A 15,983-nucleotide genomic window follows, 5' to 3' on the forward strand; every position below is an offset into this window, starting at 1 on the left:
TACCGCCAGCGGGTCTTGCACAACCTCGCCCAGCGTGCCAAGACCATGGGGATGCAACTCGTGGCTACTGAAAATCCCGTTTGAAAACACCATGCAAATCAATCAGTTGTGTGGTGTTTCTTGAGAGAGCTTGAAAAAAATGGCTGGTTTTCTGGCGACCGGTGGTTTTGCAAGTCGCGGCGACGCGCCGCCGGCGGCCACCAGTTCGTTCCGCGACATCGGCGAGGGCAATAGCCGCGGCGTCAGCATCGCGACCGTGGTGCTGTTGCTGGCCCTGTGGTTTGGGGTCACCCAGGCCGGCTGGGTCAAGCCCCTGTTTTTGCCGTCGCCCGGGGCGGTATGGCAGCAATTTTTTGACTACCTCAGCGGCCAAGCCAACGATCAACCCCTCTGGCAGCATGCGTTGGCCAGTCTCTCGCGGGTGTTGCTGGCTTTCCTGCTGGCGTGCCTGACAGCCATCCCGCTGGGCATGGCGATGGGCGTGTCGCCTTGGGTACGTGGTGTGTTCGACCCGCCGCTTGAGTTTTACCGGCCCTTGCCACCGCTGGCCTATTTACCGCTCATCATCATCTGGTTTGGCATTGATGAAACACCCAAGGTGCTGCTGATTTACCTGGGCTGCTTTGCCCCTTTGGCCTTGGCGGCGCGCTCTGGCATGCGCAGCGCCACACCAGAGCAAATCCACGCGGCGTACTCGATGGGGGCCAGCCGCTGGCAAGTGATTCAGCATGTGCTGTTGCCAGCCGCCTTGCCTGAAATATTGGTTGGCATGCGCATTGCCATCGGGTTTGGCTGGACCACCCTGGTGGCGGCAGAAATGGTGGCGGCTTCCGTCGGGTTGGGGCAAATGGTGCTCAACGCGTCCAACTTCTTGCGCAGCGACATTGTGGTCATGGGCATTGTGGTGATCGGCCTGCTGGCTTACACCTTTGACACCTTGATGCGCTGGGCCGAACGGCGGCTGGTGCCCTGGAAGGGGCGCAGCTGACCTGTCCACAGCGTGCCGTGCCCTGTGTGGGCCCGCGTCGTTTCAACTTTTTCGATACCAAGCATTTTCCATGGCTCCAAACACCCCCATCCCTCGCACCGTGGCCACCGGCCCGCAAAAAATGACGCCTTCCGAGGCCTTTGTCGAAACCCTGGTGGCCAACGACGTGACCGACATCTTTGGCATCATGGGCTCGGCCTTCATGGACGCCATGGACATTTTTGAGCCCGCTGGCATCCACCTGGTGTCGGTGGTGCATGAACAGGGCGCCGCCCATATGGCCGACGGTTACGCCCGTGTCAGTGGCCGCCACGGTGTGGTGATTGGCCAGAACGGCCCGGGCATCAGCAACTGCGTCACCGCGATTGCTGCGGCCTACTGGGCACACAGCCCGGTGGTGATCGTCACACCCGAGACCGGCACCATGGGCATGGGCCTGGGTGGCTTCCAGGAGGCCAACCAGCTGCCGATGTTCCAGGAGTTCACCAAGTACCAAGGTCATGTGAACAACCCCAGGCGCATCGCCGAGTTCACCGCACGCTGCTTTGACCGCGCCTTGAGTGACCTGGGCCCGACCCAGCTCAACATCCCGCGCGACTACTTTTATGGCGAAATCACCACCGAGATCCCGCAACCGCAACGCGTGGAACGCGGCGCCGGGGGTGAACAGAGCCTCAACGCCGCCGCCGAACTGCTGGCCAACGCCCATTTCCCGGTCATCCTGGCTGGCGGTGGGGTGGTGCTGGGCAACGCCGTGGAAGAACTCAAAGCGCTGGCCGAACGCCTGGGTGCGCCGGTGGTCACCGGCTACCTGCGCAACGACGCCTTCCCGGCCAGCCACCCGCTGTGGGCCGGGCCACTGGGTTACCAGGGCTCCAAGGCCGCGATGAAGCTGATTGCCCAGGCCGACGTGGTGCTGGCCTTGGGCTCGCGCATGGGGCCGTTTGGCACGCTGCCGCAACACGGGCTGGACTACTGGCCCAAGGACGCCAAGATCATCCAGGTCGAGGCCGACCACACCAACCTGGGTCTGGTCAAAAAAATCACGGTGGGCATTCACGGCGACGCCCGGGCCACGGCGCGGGCGCTGTTGCAACGTTTGGAAGGAAAAACACTTTTAGCCCAGGAGAATTGGGAGCAACGCGCTGCTGTTATTGCCGCAGAGAAGGCCGCCTGGGAAGAGGAACTCAACGCCTGGACTCATGAGCGTGACCCGTTCAGCCTGGACATCATGGCCGAGAACGCCAAGGAATCTACCTTCAACGGTGGCCAGTGGTTGCACCCGCGCCAGGTGCTGCGTGAGCTGGAAAAAGCCATGCCGCCACGCGTGATGGTCTCCACCGACATAGGCAACATCAACTCGGTGGCCAACAGCTACCTGCGTTTTGAGGAGCCGCGCAGCTTCTTCGCGCCGATGAGTTTTGGCAACTGCGGGTATGCGCTGCCCACCATCATCGGCGCCAAACGCGCGGCGCCGGATCGCCCGGCGGTGGCCTATGCGGGAGATGGTGCCTGGGGCATGAGCATGTCGGAGATCTTGACCGCCGTGCGCCACGACATTCCGGTCACCGCCGTGGTGTTCCACAACCGGCAATGGGGTGCCGAGAAGAAAAACCAGGTGGACTTCTACAACCGCCGTTTTGTCGCCGGTGAGTTGGACAACCCGAGTTTTGCCGGCATCGCCATCGCCATGGGTGCCGAAGGGGTGGTGGTGGACCGGCTCGAAGACGTTGGCCCCGCGCTCAAACGCGCTGTCGACGCGCAGATGAACCAGGGCAAAACCACGGTGATCGAGATTCTGGTGACCCAGGAGCTGGGTGACCCGTTCCGCCGCGACGCGCTGTCCAAGCCGGTGCGTTTTCTGGAGAAGTACAAGGACTACGTGTGAGCGTTTGGCGCACCACAGGCGCAAGGTCTACAAGCTATTTTGGCCTCTAGCCCTCATGAATAGAGGGCTAATAGCTATTTTAAATATAGCGCCATGACGCCACTTGCCAACGCCTTCGTTTGATTCACCATGCCCCCAGAATTTGACTGCATCATCGTGGGTGCAGGCTCCAGCGGCTGTGTGCTGGCGGGCCGCTTGAGTGAAGACCCGGCCACACGGGTGCTGCTGCTCGAAGCCGGGCCACCCGACCACTCTCTGTGGTTACACCTGCCCATCGGTTACGGCAAAACCATGTGGAGCGCCACCTACAACTGGCGTTTTGAAACGACACCCGAGCCCACCATGGCCGGGCGGCGCATCTACTGGCCCCGTGGCAAAACCCTGGGTGGTTGCAGCGCCATCAATGGCCTGATCTACATCCGTGGCCAGCGGCAGGACTACGACCACTGGGCCAGCCTGGGCAACACCGGCTGGAGCTATGCCGATGTGTTGCCCTACTTCAAACGCTCCGAGGGCAACCAGCGCGGCGCCTCTGAGTACCACGGCGCCAGCGGGCCACTCAAAGTGAGCGATATCGGCACCACCCACCCGCTGATCGAGGCCTTCATCCAGGGTGCCGCTGAACTTGGTGTGCCCCGCAATAACGACTTCAACGGCGCAGAGCAGACCGGCGCGGGCTACTACCAGCTCAACACCTTCAAGGGCTGGCGCTGCAGCAGCGCCACCGCGTTCCTAAAGCCCGCACGGCGACGCCGCAACCTCAGCATCCAGACCAATGCCAACGGTACCGGGCTGATCTTCGACGGCAAACGCACCGTGGGTGTGCGCTACCGCCAGGACGGTGTGATCAAAGAGGCACGATGCACAACCGAGGTGCTGCTGGCCGCCGGTGCGGTGCAGTCACCGCAGCTTCTGCAGCTCTCAGGCATCGGCCCCAAAGCCTTGCTGGCACAACACGGCATCCCGCTGATCCACGATGCGCCCGAAGCCGGCAGCAACCTGCAGGACCATCTGCAGATTCGCCTGGGTTTTGAATGCAGCCAGCCGATCACCACCAACGACCAGCTCAACGCGTGGCTGGGCAAGCTCAAGATCGGCCTGCAATGGTTGTTGCAGCGTAGCGGCCCGTTGGCAGTGGGCATCAACCAGGGCGGCTGTTTCATGCGAGCCCTGCCCGACGAATCGCCGACGCCTGACATCCAGTTCCATGTGGCCACGTTATCGGCTGACATGGCGGGTGGGCAGGTGCACCCGTATTCGGGCTTCACGCTGTCGGTGTGCCAGTTGCGCCCCGAGTCGCGCGGCCAGATCCGCATCCGCAGCGCCGACCCGCTGGAGGCACCGGAGATTTCGCCCAACTACCTGAGCACCGAGCTGGACCAACGCACCGTGGTGGCTGCGGTCAAGGCCGCGCGCGCTGTCGCCGCCAGCAACGCCCTGAGCCCCTTGGTGCGCCGTGAGGTCAAACCCGGCCCCGAGGTCAACACCGATGCCGAGATTCTGGCCTTTTGCCGCCAGCACGGCGCCACCATCTTCCACCCGGCGGGAACCTGCCGCATGGGGGTGGATGCCACGGCGGTGGTCGACCCCCAGTTGCGGGTCAACGGCGTCCAGGGCCTGCGCGTGGTGGACTGCTCGGTGATGCCCACCCTGGTGTCGGGCAACACCCATGCTGCAGCCGTGATGCTGGCCGAGAAGGCGGTGGACATGATTCGCACAGACCACCGGTCAGGACGCTGAACCCCTGGGAAACGCGCCAGCAGGCCTTGCTACAGTCCGGCCTGATGTTTTGTCTGGCTTGATCCCGATGTCCGTTCCCGAAACCGTTGTCTGGCTGGAAGCCGTTTTCCAGGCATAAGCTCATGCGCAAATCATCGACGCCTGTGCTTGCGTGATTTTCTTCGTTGTGGCGGGTTGCTTCGGTCTCTAGCATGGGGCATCCATTGACTCACGCAGGGACCCCACGATGACCTTTTTGACCAGCAATCAGGTTCACCAATCAGAACAATGGCACCGGAACCACGCGCTCACGCGTGTGCATGTCCATAGTGCAGCGACATGTCTCGGTGATGTGATGCGGTACGACCGCGCCAGTGCCGACAACGCGATGGCAGAACCGCCACCAGCGGTCCCGTCTGAGCCGGTGAGCGGATCGGCTCGGCGCAGGCTCTGGGACATGGGGCACAGCGCCGCCTGCCCGATCACCGGTGTCTGCCTGGTATTGGCCGACCTGCAAAAACTGGCGCGCAAGTCAGGGCTACCTGTCGATGGCTGCTCAGACTACGAGGTGCACAGCCAGGTGCTTCAGGCTTGCCACAGCCGCTCGGCGCTGGCCGAGCAACTTCAGCGCGAACTTGACCGGCGTTATGCCCGGCAGATCCAGCAATTACAACGTATCAAGACCACCGACGCCCTGGCCCAAAACTGGGCACAAACCAGCCTGAACGGTGATTGGGCCGGTGATTTCTGGGCGGTGCTGACCCACCCACGCTGCACCGCCGAACTGGAGAACCAGGTGCTGGGCCAGGTGCACATGTGGCAACACCAGACCGGGCTGGCAGCGCGCGCCGATGCCTCCCGACTCAAAGAGGTGCTGGCCGAGAACCAGCGGTTGACCCTGGAGCTTGCAGCGGCCCAACAACGCTTGCAAACCCAGGCGACGGAACAGGCCGCAGCGCAGCAGGCCTGGCGGGCTCAATACGCCGACCTACGCGCCAAGCTGATCCGCACCGAGGCCGAGCGGGATCTGGCGCGCACCCAGGGTGTGACCGCCCCAGCCACCGATGCCGCAGCCCGCTTGCGTCAGCGTCAGATCGCGGGCCAACAGCGGCTGGCCGATCACAACGAAAAGCTGCTGATGCGCAAGTTGCGCCGGGAGGCAGAACTCAATACCAACACCCCCAGCCCGCACAAACCAGGCCGCTCCCAGGGCACAGCGGATGCGGGGCAGGACAGCGCTGCGCCCTTGTTGGTGGACCTGACCGACCGCGCCGTGTTGTGTGTCGGTGGCCGCACCCAGGGCATTCCCATCTACCGGCAGGTGATCGAGCACCGGGGCGCCAGGTTCATGCACCACGACGGCGGTGAAGAGGACAAGGCCAGCCGCCTGAACAACCAGTTGCAGGCGGCCGATGTGGTGATTTGCCAGGTGGCGTGTGTCAGCCATGGCGCCTACTGGCGCGTCAAGGAGCATTGCAAACGCACTGGCAAACCTTGCCTGTTTGTCGAAATGCCGAGCCGCTCGGCGCTGGAGCGAGCCTTGGGGCAGTTGGCGTCAGGCACCAGCAGCAGCCTGGTCTGAGCCGGGTTGGCTGGTCTAAGCGTGCCGCAGCCTCACTGCGGCACATGAAAGGTGGTTTTCTCACGCACCCGGGCCTGCTCTTCATCTGACCCAAGCTGCGTGACCTCCAGCTGGATCGGCAAGGTCTGCCCGGCCAGGCTGCTGGCGTCGGTGAACGGCAGGCGCACACGCAGGGGCACGGTGCGGGCCTCGACCGGACCCAATGCCAGTTCCAGCGGTTCGCCAAGGGACAAACCGGCGTGACCCAGTACCGCCACCCGGTAGCGCTGAACTTCTTCGGTGGCGTTCATGACATGCACGCGATAGACGTTTTCCACCGCGCCATCGTTCACCACCCGGGCCATCACACCGCGGTCACGCACCACATCCACCCGCATCGGGCTGCGCAGGGCGACACTGCTCACAAAGGCCAGCACCGCTGCCAACAGCACAGCCGCGTAAATCAGCACCCGTTGGCGCAACACCCGCTTGCGCAGGGTCGGCTGGTCCCAGCCGTTGGACAGGCCATTCTGGGTCGAATAACGGATCAGACCCTTGGGGTAATTCATCTGGTCCATGACCGTGTCGCACACGTCAATACAGGCGGCACAGCCAATGCAGTTGCTTTGCAAACCGTCGCGGATGTCAATGCCGGTCGGGCAGACCTGCACACACAGGGTGCAGTCGACGCAGTCGCCCAGGCCCAGCGCCTTGGGGTCGGCACTGCGCGAGCGTGCGCCGCGTGACTCGCCACGGGCGGTGTCGTAACCAATGACCAAGGTGTCGCGGTCCATCATCGCGCCCTGAAAGCGGGCGTAGGGGCAGGCGTGTTTGCACATCTGCTCACGCAGATAACCCGCATTGACATAGGTGGCCAGGCCATAAAAACCGACCCAGAACAGCTGCCACGGGGTCCAGGCCAAGGCCAGGGCTGCCGCGCCCAGGGACTGGATCGGGGTGAAGTAGCCGACAAAGGTGAAACCAGTCCACAGGCTGATCAACAGCCAGGCCGCCTGTTTGCCGCCCTTGCGTGCCAGCTTTTCAGCTGTCCAGGGCATGGCATCGAGCCGTTTGCGGGCGTGGTGGCTGCCTTCCAGGCGCTGCTCCACCCACAGGAAAATCTCGGTATAGACCGTCTGTGGGCAGGCAAAACCACACCAGATGCGCCCAGCTACCGCCGTCACAAAAAACAGCAGCAAGGCGGCCAGCATCAACAACACCGCTAGGTAAATCAGGTCTTGCGGGTACAACGCCAGGCCAAACAAGTAAAAGCGCTGCTGCCCCAGGTCAAACAACACCGCCTGACGGTTGTTCCAGGACAACCAGGGCAGGCCGTAAAACACCAGCTGGGTCAGCCACACCGCCGCCCAGCGCCAGGCGGCAAACCGGCCGGTGACGGCACGTACATAAATCTTGTTTTTGGCATCCATCACAAACAGGCCACCGTCGGTGGCGCTGTCAGCAATGGGCAGGATGGGAATGGTCTTTCGTGACATACATCAAGGATGCCGCAGGCGCATCTGAAATGGTAGATTCAGTTTCTGAGAAAAAAACCATATCAGTTGAGTCCATGAAACGTTACGAACACTATGCGCAGGACATCGCCCGGCTGATCAAGGCCCAGACCTTGCGCCCTGGTGACCGGCTGCCGTCGGTGCGCCAGGCCAGCACCAGCCGCCAGATCAGCCCGACCACGGTGTTTGCCGCCTATTACCTGCTGGAAGCGCAGGGCTTGATCGAGGCGCGCGCGCGTTCTGGCTACTACGTCAAGACACAAGCCCAGCCGCTGCAGGCCGAGCCAAGCACCGCGCCGCCCGGCGCAGACGCCACCCCGGTCAACATCAGTGATCTGGTGTTTGAGGTGCTGGAGTCCACCCGCCAGCCCGACGTGGTGCCGCTGGGTTCGGCCTTTCCGAGCCCGGCGTTGTTCCCGCTCGACAAACTGGCGCGTTGCCTGACACCCGCGATGCGGCAACTGGCGCCCGAACGTCTGGTGGAAGACCTGACCCAGGGCCACGAGCGCCTGCGCCGATGGATCAGCCTGCGGTATGCCAGCAACGGCACCAAGCTTGCCATGGACGAGGTGGTCATTACCAACGGTGCAATGGAAGCCCTGAACCTGTGCCTGCAAGCGGTCACCCAGCCCGGTGATTTGGTGGCGGTGGAGGCGCCCACGTTTTATTCGGCGCTGCAGGCGCTGGAGCGGCTCAAGTTGCGCGCGGTCGAGGTGGCGACCCACCCGCGTGACGGCATCGACCTGGCCTCGCTGGCGGCGGTGTTGCAGGCTCACCCGGTGAAAGCCTGTTGGTTCATGCCAAACTTCCAGAACCCATTGGGCAGCCTGATGCCCGAGGCACGCAAACAGGCCATGGTCAAGCTGCTGGCCGCACATCAGGTGCCGATGATCGAAGACGACGTTTACGGTGAGTTGTACTTTGGCCTGAACCGCCCGGCGCCCGCCAAGGCCTATGACCAGCACGGTTTGGTGCTGCACTGCAGTTCATTCTCCAAAAACCTGGCACCTGGTTACCGGGTGGGCTGGGTTGCAGCAGGCCGGTTTGCCCGGCAGGTGCAGCGTCTCAAGCTGATGACCACGTTGTCCAGCGCGATTCCGTCGCAGCTGGCGATCACAGACTACCTGCAAGGTGGCCAGTTTGAGCGCCACTTGCGCCAGTTGCGGCTCAGTCTGGCCCAACAACAGGAGGTCGCCCTGAAGGTGATTGCCGCGCACTTTCCGGCGGGCACCCGCGTCACCCGGCCACAAGGCGGCTATTTCCTGTGGCTGGAATTGCCCGCGCAGGTGGATACGCTGGTATTACAACGCCGGGCACTGGCGTCACACATCAGCATCGCGCCCGGCCACCTGTTTTCAGCTGACCGGCGTTTTTGCCACTGCCTGCGCCTGAACTACGGCCAGCTTGCGAACGCCCGGTTTGAAGACGCGCTCCAACGTGTCGGGCAGGTCGCCTGTGAGCTGTCAGCGCTCGTCCCGGTAGTGGTACCACCGGTAGAGGATGCGCTGCCCGAGACGACGAAACGGCGCCAACGCGGGTGAGCGCACCACGCCGAACAGGTTCGGCGCCTGAAGCGGTGCGTTGTAGATGGGCAGCTTGAAGACCTCCTGCCCGGCGTCCTTGCCTGCCACCCGCTGCGCCAACCGCTTGCCCGCGCAGGTCGAGAAAGCCACACCGTTGCCGCCATAACCCAGGGCATACCAGATGGTCTGGGCCGGGTCAGGCTGGGTGATGCGCGGCATCATGTCGTGGCTGACATCGACCCAGCCCCACCACGAGTAGTCGATGCCAATGCCTGCAAGCGGCGGGAACTTGCGCGCAATCGCGTCGGTGAGTAACTTCAGATGGCGGGGTGCCGACGCATCCGCGCCATGGATGGCGCTGCGGCTGCCAATCTGCAGGCGTTTGTCGGGCAACAGGCGGTAATAAAACCGCAGGGTGCGGGTGTCGGTCAGGAAGAGGCGGGTCTGGAAGCGGGTGGCCTCAATCTCGGCATCGGTCAAGGGCCGGGTCACCACCGAGTTGGAGAGGATCGGCATGATCTTGTTGCGCAGTTGCGGATGTAATCCCTGCCCGGTGTAACCGCCAGTGCACACCGCCACCCGTTTCGCCCGCACCGTGCCGCCGGGCGTGCGCAGGTGATGCACGCCGCCCACCGTTTGCCAGCCCTGCACCGGGCTGGCTGGGTGGAACTTGACGCCAAGTGCGCGCGCTTGGGCCATCAGACCGTAGGCCAACTTCACCGGGTGGATGCCAACGCCCTCGGCCTCCAGCATGGCACCCACGGCATCGCGCTCGTCGCAATAGTCGCGGTGTAGATCGTCAGCACTCAGCAGGCGGGTGTCGTAACCAAACACCTCGCGGCGCACCGTCGCCTCGTTGCGCAGGTAGGCCAGTTTCTCGGGCCGGTGCGCCAGATACAGGTGGCCTCCCGCGTAGGCGTCACAGTCGATCTGGCGCGTGAGGTCAGAGAAGTTCTCGTAACCGGTGCGCACCTCGTGATCAAGCTGTTTGGCCACATCCAGCCCCCACCGTTCGATCCATTGAGAGCGGGACAGGCGTCCGGCGGCGTTCTGGCCCTGGCCGCCGTTGCGGCTGGAGCAGCCCCAGACGGTCTGGTTGGCCTCCAACACCCGCGCCTGGATGCCATGTTCACGCGCCAGGTAGAGCGCGGTGGCGATGCCGGTTAATCCGGCGCCGATGATGACCACCTCGGCCTCCTGGTCGGCGTCAATGGGGCCATCGTCTTGGGGAGGCAGACCGGCGGTGGCGGTCCAGTAGGTGGGGGCATGGGCACTGCCGACGCCGGGGCTGGTTGACACCAGCGGGTCGTAATGCGGGTTGTAAGGACTGGGCATGGTGGTCTCGGAAACGACAAACCCGGCGGATGCTAGCCAGGCGCCCAGCCGCCCGGAAGGACGCATTTCGCGTTTGCTTATGCGGAATTCTTCGTTGGCATGGCGTGCGCCATGCGGGACAGTTCATTCCAGCGCGGGCGGCGATGCGGCCCGCTTGTTTCACGACGGACCCCAGCCTGTATGACCTGTTCCCGATGTCTTCTTCGCTCCCTGGCAACGGCCAGGATTCTGGCCGCCCCGGGTTGGCCAACGCCGCCAACCCGGCTGGCGCGGTGGGGGTGGGCCAGCGTTGGGGCCGAGGGCTGACGGTGTGGAACCCACCGGATTCAGGCCAGTTCACCACCAGCAACCACCTGCCAAGACCAAGGATCAAACCATGAGCGATGTCATTGAAGTCAGCCCACAAATCGACGAACTGAACACCGTGCGGGACCTCGCACGGGCCACCGGCCTGCCTTATGCCGGAGGGGTTCCCCCCAAACTGGCCTGGGCGCTGGTGCAAGCCGGTGAGGCGCTGCTGGTGGATGTGCGCACCACCGAAGAGCGCAAGTTTGTCGGCCACGTGCCCGGCAGCCTGCATGTGGCCTGGGCCAGCGGCACGGCCCTGACGCGCAACCCGCGCTTTGTGCGTGAGCTGGAGGCCAAGGCACCCAAGGATGCCATCGTCCTGCTGCTGTGCCGCAGTGGCAAACGCTCCGATCTGGCCGCCGAAGCAGCTGCCAAGGCTGGATTCACCAAGGTCTTCAACGTGCTCGAAGGCTTTGAAGGCGAGATCGACGACCAACGGCACCGTGGCCGTCTGGGCGGTTGGCGCGCCCATGACCTGCCCTGGGTCCAGGATTAACCCCCACCACGAAGGACAGACCTATGAGCGTCATCGCCCTGCGTCCGGGTGAGTTTCGGCCACCCGTGTTTGAGTTGAAACAGGTTGTTGAAGAGCTGGCCGACGTGCGCCAACGCTGGCGCGCGTCGCAAAAGCGCTCCACCGAACCCGGTGGCCGTGAGTTGCCCTCACGCGAGGCGCTGGCCCACATCATCGACGGCCTGCGTGGCGTGCTGTTTCCGATGCGCCTGGGGCCCGCCGACCTGCGCCAGGAAAGTGAAGACTTCTACGTGGGCCACACGCTCGACAGTGTCTTGCACGCGCTGCTGGTGCAGGTGCGCCTGGAGCTGCACTATGCGGTGCGACACCAGCCTTATCAAAACGCCTTGGGCATGGAGACCGACGCGGTGAAGCTGGTGCAGGATTTTTCGCTGGCCCTGCCCAAGATCCGCAGTCTGCTCGACGCCGACGTGTTGGCCGCTTTTGAGGGTGACCCGGCGGCGCGCAGTGTGGATGAGGTGCTGCTGTGTTACCCGGGCATTCTGGCCATGATCCACCACCGGCTGGCGCATCAGCTCTATGTGCTGGGCGTGCCGCTGCTGGCGCGCATTGTTTCCGAGTTGGCGCATGGGCAAACCGGCATCGACATCCACCCGGGGGCCAAGATTGGTGCGGGCCTGTTCATCGACCACGGCACGGGGGTCGTGATTGGTGAGACGGCCGTGATTGGGGAGCGTGTGCGGATTTACCAGGCCGTCACGCTGGGGGCCAAGAGCTTCCCGACCGATGCGGCGGGCAAGCCCATCAAGGGCCGGGACCGGCATCCGATCGTCGAGGACGAGGTGGTGATTTACGCGGGTGCCACCGTGCTGGGGCGCGTCACCCTCGGGCGGGGTGCCAGCATTGGCGGCAATGTGTGGGTGACACACGACGTGCCCGCCGGGGCGGTGATCACCCAGGCGCGGGCGCTCCACGAGTCGGTGGGAGGCTGAGCCCGGACCACCCTGTTTGCCAACCCCATCTTCAGCAGTTTTGACACCCGTTCTGGCGGCTCAAGCCGTCAGGCGCAGCCACCGCTTTGTTTTATTTTTTAACCTGTCCTGGAGTCCACGATGACCAAACACACCACCCACACCACACTGGGCGACAACGCCGCACGCCAACTGGCCAACGCCACCAAAACCACGGCGCAGCTCTCGACCATTTCGCCCCGCTGGTTGACGCATTTGCTGCAGTGGGTGCCGGTCGAAGCCGGTATCTTCCGCCTCAACACCGTCAAGGACCCGGAATCGATCAAGGTGACGTGCACCGCGCGCCAGACCGAGAACCAGTTGCCGCGCACCTTTGTCAACTACGACGAAAAGCCGCGTGAGTTTTTCCTCAACGCGGTCAGCACCATTCTGGATGTGCACACCCGCATTTCCGACCTGTACAGCAGCCCGCACGACCAGATCAAGGAGCAACTGCGCCTGACGATTGAGACCATCAAGGAAAACCAGGAAAGTGAACTCATCAACAACCCGGACTACGGCCTGCTGTCGCAAGTGACGGACGAGCAACGCATCTTCCCTTTAAGTGGCGCGCCGACACCGGACGACCTGGACGAGCTGCTGACCAAGGTCTGGAAAGAGCCCGCCTTCTTCCTGGCCCACCCGCTGGCGATTGCCGCCTTTGGCCGTGAAGCCACCCGCCGTGGCACACCGCCGCCTACGGTGAGCCTGTTTGGCTCGCAGTTCATCACCTGGCGCGGTGTGCCGTTGATTCCTTCGGACAAAGTGCCGGTGGCCGATGGCAAGAGCAAGATTTTGCTGATCCGCGTGGGCGACAAGCGCCAGGGCGTGATTGGTCTGTTCCAGCCGGGCCTGCCGGGTGAACAAAGCCCGGGTTTGTCGGTGCGCTTCATGGGCATCAACGACCAGGCGATTTCGAGCTACCTGATCTCGCTGTATTGCTCCCTGGCCGTGCTGACGCCGGATGCGCTGGCGGTGCTGGACGATGTGGAAATCGGCAAGTACCACGACTATGCCGACACTTACAAATAAGCAGCTGTCATGACCATCGCTTCAACCCCTTCCACGGGGGCACAGGCACCGTCGCGGGCCAGCTTGTCGCCACCCTTTGCGCCACCCTTTGACCCGGCGCTGATTGCCAGAATGGCCTCCGCGCTGTTTGGTGCGCTGCCCGGTGAGCAGGCCCGCGCGCCAGGTGTGCAGGCGCCGGTCAATCTGGCACCTGCGGGTTCACCCCTGGTGAGCCCGGCCGGTTTCGGACCCGGTGTGCCGGGCACACCCATTCCACAAGGTCAGGTGCCTGGCACCAACCTGCTGCCGGCATCGCCGACCCCGGTTCTGTCGTTGGGGCACCGGGCACCGTCGCTGCTGCCGCACGCCCAGGCGGGCAATGGCCTGCCAGACACCGTGGTGACCCAGTTGCCCGCCTACGAGCCCCGCTTTGGCAGCGGTGTGCTGGGTGTACCTGAAGCATCAGGCGCTTCGGCCTCTGAAGCTTCGCGCCACCCGGCGACGGGCGCAGCGTCGCCGTTTTACTTTGTCAGCGACAGTTTTGGGCACCCGTCTGCGGGAGGACAACCTGTCAATGCACCGGTGGCAGACTACTTTGCCGACACGCCGTCACTGCCCACATCTGCGACAACACTGAGCGCAGCGCCTGCGGCGCCAAGCACCCAAGCGCCCGCACCGGCCGGGGTGGTCAGTACCGAACCCAAGTACTATTTTGTGGATTCGGTGGTGTTGCCAAACGGCTATGTCACCCCCGCCAAACCTGCGCCGCACGCGACGGTTCCTGCCGCAGGTGCCGGTCAACATCCGCCGTTTGACGTGAACGCCATCCGGCGGGATTTCCCGATCCTGCAGGAGCGCGTGAACGGCCGTCAGATCGTCTGGTTTGACAACGCCGCCACCACGCAAAAGCCGCAATCGGTGATAGACCGCCTGGCGCACTTCTACGCCCACGAGAACTCCAACATCCACCGTGCTGCACACGAACTGGCAGCCCGCGCAACCGATGCCTACGAGAGTGCACGCGAGAAGGTGCGGGCCTTCCTCAACGCCCCAGATGTCAACGAGGTGATCTTTGTGCGCGGCACCACCGAGGCCATCAACCTGGTGGCCAAAAGTTGGGGTGGGCAGCATGTGGGCGAGGGTGACGAGATCATCGTCAGCCACCTGGAGCACCACGCCAACATCGTGCCGTGGCAACAACTCGCATCCAGCAAAGGGGCCAAACTGCGGGTGATCCCGGTGGACGACACCGGCCAGGTGCTGCTGGACGAGTACGCCAAGTTGCTCAATGACCGCACCAAGATCGTGTCCGTCACGCAGGTGTCGAATGCGCTCGGCACGGTCGTTCCGGTCAAGCAAATCGTCGAGATGGCGCACCGCGCCGGGGCGATCACGCTGGTGGACGGGGCGCAGTCGGTGTCGCACATGCAGGTGGATGTGCAGGACATCGGCGCGGACTTCTTTGTGTTCTCCGGGCACAAGGTGTTTGGGCCCACCGGCATTGGGGCGCTGTGGGGCAAACGGGCGGTGCTGGAAGACATGCCACCCTGGCAAGGCGGGGGCAACATGATTGCCGACGTGACCTTCGAGAAAACCGTGTTCCAGCCGATCCCCAACAAGTTTGAGGCGGGCACTGGCAACATCGCCGACGCGGTCGGGCTGGGCGCGGCGATTGACTACGTGACCCGGATCGGTATCGACAACATCGGCCGCTACGAACACGAGCTGCTGGCCTATGGCATGCAACAGCTCGGTGCCATCCCCGGTGCGCGGCTGGTGGGCACGGCGGCAGACAAAGCCAGTGTGATGTCCTTTGTGCTGGCGGGCTACAGCACCGAGGACGTCGGTAAAGCGCTCAACGAAGAAGGCATTGCGGTGCGCACCGGCCACCACTGCGCCCAACCGATTCTGCGGCGCATGGGGCTGGAGACCACGGTGCGACCTTCGCTGGCGTTCTACAACACGTGGGAGGAAGTGGACCGTCTGGTGGCGGTGGTGCGACGCCTGGCCGTGGCGCGCTCGCACTGAGGCGGGTCAAGCTAAGGCTGCCCCTGAAAAATGGCCGCTTACGCGTCCATTTGGCGGCTTGTCGGGTTGGCGCCCGACGTTTGGCATGACCCCGCCGACCTCGCCAGCCCATTTTTTTGCGAATCTGGGGATCACACAGCCGAGTTGTGCGCTTTCGCTCGCTAGAATACCGGCCTGTTCGGCCTCTTGGGGTCGCTTAAAAACCCGTTTCGCGACGGGTTTTTCTTTTGACGCATTTTCCTCGATAGCTCAGTTGGTAGAGCGCCGGACTGTTAATCCGTAGGTCCCTGGTTCGAGCCCAGGTCGAGGAGCCAGAGTTTGAGACAGGGTCTGTTGCGGAGTGGTAGTTCAGTTGGTCAGAATACCGGCCTGTCACGCCGGGGGTCGCGGGTTCGAGCCCCGTCCACTCCGCCAAGATGATCACAATGCGGGAATAGCTCAGTTGGTAGAGCGATACCTTGCCAAGGTATAGGTCGAGAGTTCGAACCTCTTTTCCCGCTCCAGTTTGCCCATTTGGCTCAGTGGCAGAGCACTCCCTTGGTAAGGGAGAGGTCCCGGGTCCGATTCCCGGAATGGGCACCAA

The 15,983-nt window shown here is 63.5% G+C and carries 11 protein-coding genes and 4 tRNA genes; 13 read left to right on the forward strand and 2 right to left on the reverse strand.

Annotated elements, in window-relative coordinates; genetic code table 11:
- Positions 1 to 139: 139 nt before the first annotated feature.
- The 4 genes from LHU53_RS18400 to LHU53_RS18415 all read left to right on the forward strand — a co-directional run bounded on the left by LHU53_RS18400 (position 140) and on the right by LHU53_RS18415 (position 6,177).
- Positions 140 to 988 (forward strand): ABC transporter permease subunit, encoded by an 849-nt coding sequence (locus LHU53_RS18400; RefSeq protein WP_227334285.1) that lies wholly within the window; start codon positions 140 to 142, stop codon positions 986 to 988.
- A 70-nt stretch (positions 989 to 1,058) separates the two neighbouring features.
- Positions 1,059 to 2,876, forward strand: a complete 1,818-nt coding sequence (gene xsc, locus LHU53_RS18405) for a sulfoacetaldehyde acetyltransferase (protein WP_227334244.1) — start codon at positions 1,059 to 1,061, stop codon at positions 2,874 to 2,876.
- 129 nt (positions 2,877 to 3,005) lie between these two features.
- Complete coding sequence (locus tag LHU53_RS18410) at positions 3,006 to 4,616, forward strand: GMC family oxidoreductase (RefSeq protein ID WP_227334245.1); 1,611 nt, start codon at positions 3,006 to 3,008, stop codon at positions 4,614 to 4,616.
- A 334-nt stretch (positions 4,617 to 4,950) separates the two neighbouring features.
- Positions 4,951 to 6,177: a DUF2325 domain-containing protein gene (locus LHU53_RS18415; RefSeq protein WP_227334246.1), complete on the forward strand. Its 1,227-nt coding sequence runs from the start codon at positions 4,951 to 4,953 to the stop codon at positions 6,175 to 6,177.
- 32 nt (positions 6,178 to 6,209) lie between these two features.
- On the opposite strand, the gene ccoG is transcribed toward LHU53_RS18415, so the two are convergent.
- On the reverse strand, positions 6,210 to 7,652 hold the full coding sequence (gene ccoG, locus LHU53_RS18420; RefSeq protein ID WP_227334247.1) for a cytochrome c oxidase accessory protein CcoG: 1,443 nt from the start codon (positions 7,650 to 7,652) through the stop codon (positions 6,210 to 6,212).
- A gap of 74 nt (positions 7,653 to 7,726) precedes the next feature.
- Between ccoG and LHU53_RS18425 the strand changes: the two genes are divergently transcribed.
- A complete protein-coding gene (locus LHU53_RS18425; RefSeq protein ID WP_227334248.1) occupies positions 7,727 to 9,211 on the forward strand; it encodes a PLP-dependent aminotransferase family protein in 1,485 nt (494 codons plus the stop codon).
- Here LHU53_RS18425 and LHU53_RS18430 read toward each other — a convergent pair.
- Positions 9,134 to 10,528: an FAD-binding oxidoreductase gene (locus tag LHU53_RS18430; protein ID WP_227334249.1), complete on the reverse strand. Its 1,395-nt coding sequence runs from the start codon at positions 10,526 to 10,528 to the stop codon at positions 9,134 to 9,136. The two genes, LHU53_RS18425 and LHU53_RS18430, sit on opposite strands and share 78 nt — an antisense overlap.
- 376 nt (positions 10,529 to 10,904) lie before the next feature.
- Between LHU53_RS18430 and LHU53_RS18435 the strand changes: the two genes are divergently transcribed.
- From LHU53_RS18435 to LHU53_RS18470, 8 genes are all read left to right on the forward strand, one after another.
- Positions 10,905 to 11,372, forward strand: coding sequence for a rhodanese-like domain-containing protein (locus LHU53_RS18435; protein WP_227334250.1), 468 nt, complete (start codon positions 10,905 to 10,907; stop codon positions 11,370 to 11,372).
- A gap of 23 nt (positions 11,373 to 11,395) precedes the next feature.
- Positions 11,396 to 12,343, forward strand: coding sequence for a serine O-acetyltransferase EpsC (gene epsC, locus LHU53_RS18440; RefSeq protein ID WP_227334251.1), 948 nt, complete (start codon positions 11,396 to 11,398; stop codon positions 12,341 to 12,343).
- Positions 12,344 to 12,463: 120 nt separating this feature from the next.
- Positions 12,464 to 13,393 carry a family 2A encapsulin nanocompartment shell protein gene (locus LHU53_RS18445; RefSeq protein ID WP_227334252.1) on the forward strand — a complete coding sequence of 310 codons (930 nt, stop codon included), beginning with the start codon at positions 12,464 to 12,466 and terminating at the stop codon, positions 13,391 to 13,393.
- 9 nt (positions 13,394 to 13,402) lie between these two features.
- Positions 13,403 to 15,400: a family 2A encapsulin nanocompartment cargo protein cysteine desulfurase gene (locus tag LHU53_RS18450; protein WP_370632345.1), complete on the forward strand. Its 1,998-nt coding sequence runs from the start codon at positions 13,403 to 13,405 to the stop codon at positions 15,398 to 15,400.
- 238 nt (positions 15,401 to 15,638) lie between these two features.
- A tRNA-Asn gene (locus LHU53_RS18455) sits at positions 15,639 to 15,714 on the forward strand.
- Positions 15,715 to 15,737: 23 nt separating this feature from the next.
- Positions 15,738 to 15,814, forward strand: a tRNA-Asp gene (locus LHU53_RS18460).
- Between the two features lie 13 nt (positions 15,815 to 15,827).
- Positions 15,828 to 15,903, forward strand: a tRNA-Gly gene (locus LHU53_RS18465).
- A gap of 4 nt (positions 15,904 to 15,907) precedes the next feature.
- Positions 15,908 to 15,982, forward strand: a tRNA-Thr gene (locus LHU53_RS18470).
- Position 15,983: the final 1 nt, after the last annotated feature.

Origin of the sequence: Rhodoferax sp. U2-2l (genome assembly GCF_020594515.1) — a bacterium.
Classification (GTDB): Bacteria; Pseudomonadota; Gammaproteobacteria; order Burkholderiales; family Burkholderiaceae_C; genus Rhodoferax.

Excerpts from the sequence above, each read along its gene's own strand:
- LHU53_RS18400 (WP_227334285.1), top strand. The coding sequence starts at position 140 with ATGGCTGGTTTTCTGGCGACCGGTGGTTTTGCAAGTCGCGGCGACGCG.
- xsc (WP_227334244.1), top strand. The coding sequence starts at position 1,059 with ATGGCTCCAAACACCCCCATCCCTCGCACCGTGGCCACCGGCCCGCAA.
- LHU53_RS18410 (WP_227334245.1), top strand. The coding sequence starts at position 3,006 with ATGCCCCCAGAATTTGACTGCATCATCGTGGGTGCAGGCTCCAGCGGC.
- LHU53_RS18415 (WP_227334246.1), top strand. The coding sequence starts at position 4,951 with ATGCGGTACGACCGCGCCAGTGCCGACAACGCGATGGCAGAACCGCCA.
- ccoG (WP_227334247.1), bottom strand. The coding sequence starts at position 7,652 with ATGTCACGAAAGACCATTCCCATCCTGCCCATTGCTGACAGCGCCACC.
- LHU53_RS18425 (WP_227334248.1), top strand. The coding sequence starts at position 7,727 with ATGAAACGTTACGAACACTATGCGCAGGACATCGCCCGGCTGATCAAG.
- LHU53_RS18430 (WP_227334249.1), bottom strand. The coding sequence starts at position 10,528 with ATGCCCAGTCCTTACAACCCGCATTACGACCCGCTGGTGTCAACCAGC.
- LHU53_RS18435 (WP_227334250.1), top strand. The coding sequence starts at position 10,905 with ATGAGCGATGTCATTGAAGTCAGCCCACAAATCGACGAACTGAACACC.
- epsC (WP_227334251.1), top strand. The coding sequence starts at position 11,396 with ATGAGCGTCATCGCCCTGCGTCCGGGTGAGTTTCGGCCACCCGTGTTT.
- LHU53_RS18445 (WP_227334252.1), top strand. The coding sequence starts at position 12,464 with ATGACCAAACACACCACCCACACCACACTGGGCGACAACGCCGCACGC.
- LHU53_RS18450 (WP_370632345.1), top strand. The coding sequence starts at position 13,403 with ATGACCATCGCTTCAACCCCTTCCACGGGGGCACAGGCACCGTCGCGG.